Genomic DNA, 12373 nt, shown 5'->3' on the forward strand with positions numbered 1-12373 from the left:
CCATCCAATACGCCGACTTTGCACTCTGGCAAAGGCAGTGGTTGCAAGGACTTGCCTTACAGTCCCAACTCGATTACTGGCAAAAACAACTTGCATTAGCACCAGCATTATTAGAATTACCCACAGACCGACCCAGACCTGCTGTCCAAAGTTTCCGGGGAGGGCAACAGTCCTTTACACTACCACTTGAGTTAACCTCAGCACTGAATCACTTGAGTCGAAAACAAGGAGTCACCTTGTTCATGACGCTGTTGGCAGCTTTTGACACCTTGCTTTATCGATACACAGGACAAGCAGATATATTGGTGGGTTCACCGATTGCGAACCGTAACTACAGTGAAATTGAAGGCTTAATTGGCTTTTTTGTGAATACCTTAGTCCTGCGTACTGATCTCTCAGGCAATCCGAGTTTTGAGGAGTTACTCAAAAGAGTCCGGGAAATGACCTTGGCAGCTTATGCTCATCAAGACTTGCCTTTTGAGGGATTAGTTGAGGTCTTACAGCCAGAACGCAACTTGAGTCATACACCTGTGTTGCAGGTGATGTTTGTGCTGGATAATACGCCGATGTCAGAGATGACGCTTCCTGAGTTGACTTTGAGTTCATTGATACTAGAGAATCAAACAGCAAAGTTTGATTTGACTTTAACCTTAGAAAGCACAGCCGATGGATTGATAGGTTCATGGGAATACAACACAGACTTGTTTGGTGCAGCAACGATTAGCCGGATGACGGGGCATTTCCAGACTTTACTTTCAGGAATTGTCGCTCATCCAGAACAGCCGATTTCGCAATTGCCATTACTGACGGTATCGGAACAAGAGCAATTGCTGTTTGAATGGAATGATACTCAAACAGAATATCCTCAAGATAGATGCATCCATCAGCTCTTTGAGGAGCAAGTAGAACGTACACCAGATGCAGTGGCAGTTGTGTTTGCAGACCAACAACTCACTTACCGAGAGTTGAATGCACGAGCCAATCAACTAGCACATTATCTGCAAACTCTGGGTGTGAAACCAGATGTACTAGTTGGTATTTGTGTAGAACGTTCTTTAGAAATGTTAGTGGGAGTTTTGGGTATTCTGAAGGCAGGTGGGGCTTATGTGCCACTTGACCCCGATTATCCCCAAGAACGCCTGAGTTTCATGTTGTCAGATGCCCAGGTTCAAGTGCTAGTGACCCAACAGCAAGTAGTTAAGAGGCTACCTGAGCACAGCGCACAGGTGATATGCCTGGATGAAGCATGGAAAAACATTACTCAACACAACCAGGAAAATCTGGTCAGTGGTGTCATGCCTAGTGATTTGGCAGATGTGATTTATACTTCTGGGTCAACAGGCATACCCAAGGGCGTAATGGTTACTCATTCTGGGCTATGCAACTTAGCTCAAGCCCAGATTCAACTGTTTGACTTGCTGACTTCAAGTCGCATTCTTCAGTTTGCCTCCTTCAGCTTTGACGCTTCGATCTGGGAAGTTGTCATGGCGCTCAAATCAGGAGCAACGCTGTATTTAAGTACAAAAGACTCTCTACTCCCTGGTTCTTTCTTAATTCAACTATTACGTGACTATGGCATCACCCATGTCACACTCCCACCATCAGCATTGGCAGTCATGCCCTTGGAAGAACTCCCAGCATTACAGACAATGATTGTAGCTGGAGAAACTTGTCCTGTTGATCTCATTAGCCAGTGGTCTGTTGGACGACGCTTTTTCAACGCTTATGGACCAACAGAAGCTACTGTCTGCGCCACTGTTGCACAATGGGCTGATGGCGATCGCAAACTTCATATTGGTCGTCCAATAGCGAATACCCAAGTATATATCCTCGACAGTTATCTGCAACCTGTACCTGTTGGTGTGGAAGGGGAAATACATATTAGTGGTGTTGGTCTGGCGCGTGGTTATCTCAACCGCCCGGAGTTGACAGATGAGAAATTCATCCCGAATCACTTTAGTAATGACCCATATGCACGTCTGTATAAAACTGGAGACTTAGCGCGTTACCTGGCAGATGGCAATATAGAATACTTAGGACGAATTGACCATCAAGTAAAAATCCGTGGCTTTCGCATCGAATTGGCAGAGATAGAGACAGTACTGAGTCAAAATGAGGCAGTGTTGCAGACAGTAGTTGTAGCCCATGAAGATATAGCTGGCAATAAACGCTTAGTTGCATATTTAGTTACCCATGCGGAGCAAATACCGACAATTGCCCAGTTGCGGCAATTTCTTAAGGCAAAGCTACCTGAGTACATGATTCCCTCTGTCTTCGTGTTCTTGGAGAACTTACCCCTAACCGCCAACGGCAAGGTAGACCGTCGCGCCTTACCTGTACCTGAGTTACGTCCGGAATTGGAAGTCAGTTTTGTGGCTGCACGTACTCCGATTGAACAGATGCTAGCAGACATTTGGGCAGATGTGCTGGGAGTAAAGCAAGTAGGTATTCACGATAACTTCTTTGAACTGGGTGGAGATTCTATACTAAGTCTGCAAATTGTTGCCAGAGCGAATCAGGCAGGAATTCAGCTAACCCCAAAACTGTTGTTTGGAAATCAGACGATCGCTCAGTTGGCAATAGTCTCAGGTACAATCCAGAAGATTCAAGCTGAACAAGGTTTAGTCACCGGAGCATTGCCACTGACACCGATTCAACACTGGTTTTTTGAGCAGAATCTACCACAGCCTCATCATTATAATCAATCAGTGCTGCTGTCAGTGCCGCCAGACCTGAAGCCATTCCTATTAAAGGAAGTTTTGCAGCAGTTGTTGGTGCATCATGATGCTTTGCGCTTGAGATTTGTGCAAGAAGGCGAAGGCTGGCAGCAAATTAACGCTACCCCTAATGATACCCTTCTCTTCTCTGAGATAGATTTATCTACACTTCCAGAGGCAGAGCAAACAACTGCCATTGAAGCTGCCGCATCTAAACTACAGGCTAGCCTGAATCTGTCAGAAGAACCGCTAACGCGAGTCGCCTTTTTCTTTCTGGGTATTGACAAACCGAGTCGATTACTCATAGTTATCCATCACCTAGTAGTAGATGGCGTTTCCTGGCGGATTCTGTTAGAAGACTTACAAACAGGTTACCAGCAGATCAGTCGCAACGAGATGATTCAGTTACCGCCCAAGACTACATCGTTTAAATATTGGGCAGAACGGCTGCAAGAGTATGCACAATCAGATTCCCCACTAGCAGAACTGGCTTATTGGCACAGCCAAGAGCGCAGGCAAGTTCTTCATATACCAGTAGACTATGCAGAAGGGGCTAACACTGTTACATCTGCCTCTACAGTATCAATATCGCTTTCTGAAGCAGAAACCAATGCGCTGTTACAGGAAGTACCAAAGGCTTACAACACTCAGATTAACGACGTGTTGCTGACTGCCTTGGTGGTGGCTATAAATCAATGGACTGGCACTCACTCTCTGTTGCTCAACCTGGAAGGTCACGGGCGAGAAGATTTGTTTGAAGATGTAAATTTATCACGCACTATCGGTTGGTTTACAACGATATTTCCTGTACTTTTAGAATTGGAAGCTACAAACGATCCCGGTCATGCCTTAAAGTCTGTCAAAGAGCAACTGCGTCGGATTCCCAACAAGGGGATTGGCTACGGCTTAATGCGCTATCTGCGGGGGGACAGAGAAATTGCCTCCAAACTCAACACATCTCCTGTATCTGAGATCAGCTTCAACTATCTGGGCCAGTTTGACCCAACTTTGAATACATCTTCTGATTTTCGACTAGCTAGTGAGCCTGTGGGATCAGAACATAGTTTGCTTGGTCAGCGCACCCATCTACTGGACATCAACATTATCATCGTCGGCGGTCAGCTGCAAATCAATTGGACGTACAGCAAAAATCTTCATCAAGATACCACAATTGAGAATCTCACCCAAGAATTTGTCAAGATTTTGCTGGGGCTGATAGCTCATTGTTTATCTCCTGAGGCTGGAGGGTATACCCCTTCTGATTTTCCTTTAGCAAAGATCAGCCAAACACAACTAGATCAAGCATTGGTCAACTTGGACTGGGAAGAGGAACTGGGTGAAACCAAGGTGAAAAATGTAGAGGACATTTATCCTCTGTCTCCCATGCAACAGGGTATGCTCTTTCATAGTTTGTATGCTCCAGAATCGGGAGTGTATTTTGAGCAGTTGAATTGTACATTGAGAGGCAACCTAGAAGTAGCAAACTTTGAGCAAGCTTGGCAGCAAGTGATAACTCAGCATTCAGTTTTCCGCACTGCTTTCATTTGGGAGCGCCATGACCAGCCCCTACAAGTGGTATATCGCCAAGTAAAACTTTCTCTGGAGATTAAAGACTGGCGTGAGCTATCTTTTGAGGAGCAGCAACAGCAACTAGAGGTTTTCCTGGAGTCTGAGAAGCAGCGCGGCTTCAAACTATCTCATCCGCCATTGATGCGTTTGACGCTCATCCAATTAGATACAGACTTATATCAGTTCGTTTGGAGCCATCACCATTTACTACTTGATGGTTGGTCTTTGCCATTGGTTCTCAAAGAAGTCTTCGAGTTTTATGAAGCATTCTGTCAAGGTAAAAATTTCTACTCACAACCAACTGTTGTCTACCGTCACTACATTGCTTGGTTACAACAGCAGGACTTAGCGCAAGCAGAAGTCTTCTGGCGACAAAAACTCCAAGGTTTTACTGCTCCAACCCCCCTGACAGTAGATAAAGCACTGACCAATAGGGAGCAACAGTCAAGCTACAGTGAACAAAAAATCCAGTTGACGGTAGAAGCAACCGTCGCCCTACAGTCTTTTGCACAACAGCAACAACTAACGCTGAACAATTTGGTGCAGGGAGCATGGGCGCTGCTACTTTGCCGTTACAGTGGAGAAGAAGATGTGGTTTTTGGTGCTACTGTGTCCGGTCGTCCACCAGTCTTAGTAGGGGTAGAATCGATGGTGGGACTGTTTATCAACACCCTACCAGTCCGGGTATCCCTGACTGATGAGACGAAACTGTTGCCCTGGCTGAAAAATTTACAGATGCAGCAGGTGGAGTGTGAGCAATACTCATATAGCCCATTGGTACAGATTCACGGCTGGAGTGAAGTGCCTCGCACAATGCCCTTGTTTGAGAGCATTATTGTGTTTGAGAATTATCCGGTAGATGCTTCTTTACAACAACACATTAGCAGCTTGGGCATCTCTGATGTTCGTGGCATTGAACAAACAAATTATCCCCTGACAGTGATTGCTATCCCCGGCTCGCAATTGTCTTTGAATATTAGTTACGATACTAGCCGCTTTGAAGGAGCTACAATTACTCGGATGCTTGGGCATTTCCAAACTTTACTTGAGGGGATTATAGCTGACCCATACCAGCCCTTGAGTCAATTACCACTACTGAAGGTGTCTGAACAACACCAATTGCTCTGGGAGTGGAATAATACTCACGCGGACTATCCCCAAAACAAGTGTATCCATCATCTATTTGAGGAGCAGGTGGAGCGCACCCCAGATGCAGTCGCAGTAGTGTTTGAAGACCAACAATTAACTTATCGAGAATTGAATGCACGCGCTAATAAACTGTCGCACTATCTGCAACAATTGGGTGTAGAAGCAGATGTGCTAGTTGGTATCTATGTGCAACGCTCCTTAGAAATGGTGGTAGGGCTGTTGGGTATTCTCAAAGCGGGTGGAGCATATGTGCCTCTTGACCCGGATTATCCCCAAGAACGTTTGGAATTCATGCTGTCAGATGCACAGGTTCAAGTGCTGCTGACCCAACAGCAGTTAGTGCATAAACTTCCCTCACAGAAAATACCTGTTGTCTGTCTAGACATAGATTGGAACTTAATTTATCCTGGAGGTGAGGAAAATTCATTTAGTTGCTTGAAGACAGAGAATTTAGCTTATGTAATCTACACTTCTGGTTCTACGGGACAACCGAAAGGAGTGGCTATGAGCCACCTTGCTCTGGTAAATTTGATCTGCTGGCAACGACAGACTAGTATGCTAGCTGATGTTGCGAAAACTTTACAATTTTCACCCATAAGCTTCGATGTCTCCTTCCAAGAAATTTTTTCTACTTGGTGTTCTGGCGGAACATTAGTGTTGATTTCAGAAACTTTGCGACGAGATCCAATAGCTTTGTTAAGTTTTCTGGAAGCAGAGGCAGTGGAAAGGCTGTTTTTGCCTTTTATTGCCTTACAGCAACTTGCCGAAGCAGCTGAGGGTTTATCAGCAGTTGCCTCTCATCTGCGTGAGTTAATTACCGCTGGTGAGCAATTACAGATTACACCAGCCATTGCCAGTTGGTTGCAAAAATTACCAGGGTGTACACTGCACAATCATTATGGTCCCTCTGAAAGCCATGTGGTAACGGCTTTTACGCTTAAGACTCCAGTGAGTAGTTCCGTACTTCTGCCTCCTATTGGTCGCCCAATTGCCAATAGTCAGATTTATCTTCTGAATCAATCGCTACAATTGGTTCCTGTTGGGGTTCCTGGTGAACTTCACATCGGAGGTGCTTGCTTAGCTCGAAACTATTTCCATCGTCCAGACTTGACCGCTCTAAAATTCATCCCCAACCCTTTTAGTGATCAACCTGGAACCTGCCTTTACAAAACTGGCGACCTAGCGCGTTACCTACCAGATGGCAATATAGAATACCTGGGACGTATCGATAATCAAGTTAAAGTACGTGGCTTCCGCATTGAGTTCGGAGAAATTGAGTCTGCGCTGAGCCAACACCCAGAGGTGCTAGAGAATGTGGTCATTGTTCGTGAAGACGTTCCCAGCAATAAACGATTAGTCGCCTATCTGGTGTCTCATACTCGGCAAACACCGACAATCAGTGATCTACGGAGCTTTCTCTCTAGAAAACTGCCGGAGTACATGATACCTTCAGCTTTTGTGTTCTTATCAGCCCTGCCACTGACTCCAAACGGCAAGGTAGACCGCCGTGGTTTGCCTGCACCCGAATTGCGTCCAGAACTGGAGGTCAATTTTGTTGCCCCGCGTACTCCCATCGAAGAGATGCTGGTGCACATCTGGGCAGATGTATTAGGAGTCGAGCAAGTAGGTATTCACGATAACTTCTTTGAACTGGGGGGACATTCCTTGCTAGCGACCCAACTTATCTCACGGGTACGGAGCATTTTCAATGTGGAATTACCATTGCGGAGCCTGTTTGAAAACTCTACCATTGCCGAACTGGGTGATGTGATACTAACTCAATTTGTTGAGCAAGCAGAAAGCAACACGCTAGAGCAAATTTTACACGAGATCGATGAGTAATTAGATTAAGAAACAAAGCAATTACTCACGAAATACCAGTATTTGCTTTGTAATTGTATTTTTCACTAACCCTCTTCTATTACTCTCACCAAATAAAACTTAGAGATATTTATTTTCATTAACTTTTTAGAGTAATAAAAGCTGTTTCCGGGCGATCGCCCCTTATCGATGGCAGAAACCATTCTGTTTTTTAAAAGAGCGCTAATTAAGGAAAAGTTTCATTTCATGAGTGACCTGCAAAATCGTCTTAACAATCTCCCTGTGGAAAAGCTGAAAGTTGTTCTTGAAAAGCTAGCAAAGCTAAAAGAGCAGAAGCAGATTCCTTCAATAAACGATGCAATTAACATTCCTCCGATTGAACCAATCTCTAGGGATCAGGTAATTTCACTATCTTTTGCTCAACAACGGTTGTGGTTCCTCGACCAATTAGAGCCAAACAGTGCCTCTCATAATATACCAGGGGCAGTGCGACTTGAGGGTCAACTGAATGTAGCCGCCTTAGAACAAAGCCTGAGCGAAATTGTCCGTCGTCATGAAGCCTTACGTACCAACTTCAGCATCCAAGATGGGCAAGCAATTCAAATAATTCATCCCCCTGGTGATTGGCAACTGACACTCATCGACTGGCAACATCTGCCTGTGAGTGAGCAAGAAAATCAAACTCAAGAATTAGCAATCAATGAAGCCCAACGACCCTTTGACCTAGCCACAGAACCGCTACTGCGGGTGAGTTTGCTGGTGCTATCTCCAACAGAACATATCTTACTGTTCTGTATGCACCATATAGTCTCAGATGGTTGGTCAATGGGTGTGTTTGTTCAAGAAATCGCCGCCCTCTACAGCGCCTTTTCTCAAGGTCAACCCTCACCATTAGCAGAACTTGCCATCCAATACGCCGACTTTGCACTCTGGCAAAGGCAGTGGTTGCAAGGACTTGCCTTACAGTCCCAACTCGATTACTGGCAAAAACAACTTGCATTAGCACCAGCATTATTAGAATTACCCACAGACCGACCCAGACCTGCTGTCCAAAGTTTCCGGGGAGGGCAACAGTCCTTTACACTACCACTTGAGTTAACCTCAGCACTGAATCACTTGAGTCGAAAACAAGGAGTCACCTTGTTCATGACGCTGTTGGCAGCTTTTGACACCTTGCTTTATCGATACACAGGACAAGCAGATATATTGGTGGGTTCACCGATTGCTAACCGTAACTACAGTGAAATTGAAGGCTTAATTGGCTTTTTTGTGAATACCTTAGTCCTGCGTACTGATCTCTCAGGCAATCCCAGTTTTGGGGAGTTACTCAAAAGAGTCCGGGAAATGACCTTGGCAGCTTATGCTCATCAAGATTTGCCTTTTGAGGGATTAGTTGAGGTCTTACAGCCAGAACGCAACTTAAGTCATACACCTGTGTTTCAGGTGATGTTTGCACTTCAAAATGCGCCGATGTCAGAGATGGTGCTTCCTGAGTTGACTTTGAGTTCATTGATACTAGAGAATCAAACAGCAAAGTTTGATTTGAGTTTAACCTTAGAAAGCACAGGCGATGGATTGGTAGGTTCATGGGAATACAACACAGACTTGTTTGAAGCAGCAACGATTAGCCGGATGACGGGACATTTCCAAACCTTACTTTCAGGAATTGTCGCTCATCCAGAACAGCCGATTTCGCAATTGCCATTACTAACGGCATCGGAACAGGAGCAATTGCTGTTTGAATGGAATGATACTCAAACAGAATATCCTCAAGATAGATGCATCCATCAGCTCTTTGAGGAGCAAGTGGAACGTACACCAGATGCAGTGGCAGTTGTGTTTGCAGACCAACAACTCACTTACCGAGAGTTGAATACACGAGCTAATCAACTAGCACATTATCTCCAAACTCTGGGTGTCAAACCAGATGTGCTGGTTGGTATTTGTGTAGAACGCTCTTTAGAAATGGTGGTGGGAGTTTTGGGTATTCTGAAGGCAGGTGGAGCTTATGTGCCTCTCGATCCCAATTATCCTGCTGAGCGTCTGAGCTATATGTTGTCTGATTCCCAAGTATCTGTGCTGCTAACGCAACAGCGATTAGTTGAGAAGCTACCACAACATCAAGCACGGGTGGTTTGCTTAGATACTGACTGGAATTTAATCTCTCAAAATAGCGAAGAAAATTCCATTAGTGTTGTGCAAGCTGGGAATTTGGCTTATGTGATTTACACTTCCGGCTCTACAGGCAAACCCAAAGGGGTAGCTGTTCCCCATCGGGCAGTTAATCGCCTAGTATTTAATACCAACTATATACAGTTAGATGCTAGTGATGCCTACGGCGGTCAACTACGCATTGCCCAAGCTGCGAATGCGTCTTTCGATGCTGCTACCTTTGAAATCTGGGGCGCACTCTTAAATGGGGCCAGGTTGGTAGGTGTGACGCATAATATAGCCCTTTCACCTCAAGAATTTGCCGCATATATCCGCGAGCAAGAAATTAGTGTTTTATTCCTAACCACAGCTTTATTTAATCAGTTAGTTAGTTTTGTACCCCAGGCATTTAACACCCTGCGATATCTCCTATTTGGTGGCGAAGCTATTGATCCTAGATGTGTAAAAGAGGTATTGCAAAATGGTGGGCCACAGCATTTACTCCATGTTTATGGGCCGACAGAAAGCACCACTTTTTCTTCTTGGTTTTTAATCGAGGATGTACCTGAAACAGCTACAAATATCCCCATAGGTCAGCCAATTTCTAATACCCAAATCTATCTATTAGATCAAAACTTACAGCCAGTACCAGTTGGTGTCCCAGGTGAATTGTACATCGGTGGTGATGGACTAGCACAAGGTTACCTCAATCGCCCGGAGTTAACACAAGAGAAATTTATCCCCAATCCCTTTAATCAAAAAGAGGGGGCACGGCTATATAAAACTGGAGACTTAGCGCGTTACCTGGCAGATGGCAATATAGAATACTTAGGACGGATTGACCATCAAGTAAAAATCCGTGGCTTTCGCATCGAATTGGGAGAGATAGAGACAGTACTCACTCAACATGATGCAGTGTTGCAGACAGTAGTTGTAGCCCATGAAGATGTAGCTGGCAATAAACGCTTAGTTGCATATTTAATTACCCATGCGGAGGAAATACTGACAATTGCCCAGTTGCGACAATTCCTCAAGGAAAAATTGCCTGAGTACATGATTCCCTCTGTCTTCGTGTTCTTGGAGAACTTACCCCTAACCGCCAACGGCAAGGTAGACCGTCGCGCCTTACCTGTACCTGAGTTACGTCCGGAATTGGAAGTCAGTTTTGTGGCTGCACGTACTCCGATTGAACAGATGCTAGCAGACATTTGGGCAGATGTGCTGGGAGTAAAGCAAGTAGGTATTCACGATAACTTCTTTGAACTAGGAGGACATTCCTTACTAGGGACTCAACTGATCTCACGAATCCGGAGCATCTTCAAAGTCGAATTACCAGTACGTAGCCTATTTGAAGCTGCCACCATCGCCGAGTTGTCACCGTATATTCAGCAGTTACAGCAAGACATCTCATCACTCAACGCCCCACCCCTAGAGCCAGTCTCCAGAAATGCAGAATTACCACTATCTTTTGCCCAACAGAGGTTGTGGTTCTTTGACCAGTTAGAGCCAAACAGTGCCGCCTATAATATGCCAGGGGCAGTGCGACTTGAGGGCAAACTGAATGTAGCCGCCTTAGAACAAAGCCTAAGCGAAATTGTCCGTCGTCACGAAGCCTTACGCACCAACTTCGGCATCCAAGATGGGCAAGCAATTCAAATAATTCATCCCCCTGGTGATTGGCAACTGACACTCATCGACTGGCAACATCTGCCTGTGAGTGAGCAAGAAAATCAAACTCAAGAATTAGCAATCAATGAAGCCCAACGACCCTTTAGCCTAGCCACAGAACCGCTACTGCGGGTGAGTTTGCTGGTACTATCTCAAACAGAACATATTTTACTGTTCTGTATGCACCATATAGTTTCAGATGGTTGGTCAATGGGTGTGTTTGTTCAAGAAATCGCCACCCTCTACAGCGCCTTTTCTAAAGGTCAACCCTCACCATTAGCAGAACTTACCATCCAATACGCCGACTTTGCACTCTGGCAAAGGCAGTGGTTGCAAGGACTTGCCTTACAGTCCCAACTCGATTACTGGCAAAAACAACTTGCATTAGCACCAGCATTATTAGAATTACCCACAGACCGACCCAGACCTGCTGTCCAAAGTTTCCGGGGAGGGCAACAGTCCTTTACACTACCACTTGAGTTAACCTCAGCACTGAATCACTTGAGTCGAAAACAAGGAGTCACCTTGTTCATGACGCTGTTGGCAGCTTTTGACACCTTGCTTTATCGGTACACAGGACAAGCAGATATATTGGTGGGTTCACCGATTGCGAACCGTAACTACAGTGAAATTGAAGGCTTAATTGGCTTTTTTGTGAATACATTAGTCCTGCGTACTGATCTCTCAGGCAACCCAAGTTTTGAGGAGTTACTCAAAAGAGTCCGGGAAATGACCTTGGCAGCTTATGCTCATCAAGACTTGCCTTTTGAGGGATTAGTTGAGGTCTTACAGCCAGAACGCAACTTGAGTCATACACCTGTGTTTCAGGTGATGTTTGCACTTCAGAATGCTCCTATGGCGGAGATGGCGCTTCCTGGCTTAACTCTGAGTCCCTTGGCGACAGAAAATTTCACTTCCGCCTTTGATTTGACTTTATCGGTGGAGGACACTGGTGATGGATTGGTAGGTTTTTGGGAATACAACACAGACTTGTTTGAAGCCGACACCATCACCCGGATGACGGGACATTTCCAGACTTTACTTTCAGGAATTGTCGCTCATCCAGAACAGCCGATTTCGCAATTGCCATTACTAACGGCATCGGAACAGGAGCAATTGCTGTTTGAATGGAATGATACTCAAACAGAATATCCTCAAGATAGATGCATCCATCAGCTCTTTGAGGAGCAAGTGGAACGTACACCAGATGCAGTGGCAGTTGTGTTTGCAGACCAACAACTCACTTACCGAGAGTTGAATGCACGAGCCAATCAACTAGCACATTATCTGCAAACTCT

The 12373-nt window shown here is 45.2% G+C and carries 2 protein-coding genes; both read left to right on the forward strand.

What is annotated here, in order from left to right:
• Positions 1-7277: non-ribosomal peptide synthetase (locus tag F8S12_RS31805; protein WP_196520298.1), on the forward strand; the 7277-nt coding region annotated here is incomplete at its 5' end.
• Positions 7278-7445: 168 nt separating this feature from the next.
• Positions 7446-12373 (forward strand): non-ribosomal peptide synthetase (locus F8S12_RS31810; protein WP_196520299.1); only part of this gene is annotated, 4928 nt, incomplete at its 3' end.

Source organism: Nostoc sp. WHI (assembly GCF_015714725.1).
Taxonomy (GTDB): Bacteria; Cyanobacteriota; Cyanobacteriia; order Cyanobacteriales; family Nostocaceae; genus Nostoc.